1 protein-coding gene is annotated in these 255 nt (G+C 65.1%); it reads left to right on the plus strand.

What is annotated here, in order from left to right:
• Nucleotides 1-255: phosphoadenosine phosphosulfate reductase family protein (locus LPA42_RS33575; protein ID WP_228987159.1), on the plus strand; the 255-nt coding region annotated here is incomplete at both ends.

Below are 255 nucleotides of genomic sequence, written 5' to 3' on the forward strand. Positions count from 1 at the left end.
ATCATCCGGGTGAGTCGATCCGGGTGTTCCCGTTGTCGAACTGGACCGAGTTGGATGTGTGGCACTACATCGCCCGGGAGCGGATTCCGTTGCCGTCGATCTACTTCGCGCACGAGCGTGAGGTGGTCGAGCGGGACGGCATGTTGTATGCGGTGAACGAGTTCTTCACCCCGCGGGCGGGTGAGACGCGGTTCGTGGAGGTGGTGCGGTACCGGACGGTGGGTGACGCCTCGTGCACGGCGGCGGTGCGTTCGG

It is taken from the genome of Micromonospora sp. DH13, from assembly GCF_020873825.1.
GTDB classification, from domain to species: Bacteria; Actinomycetota; Actinomycetes; order Mycobacteriales; family Micromonosporaceae; genus Micromonospora; species Micromonospora haikouensis.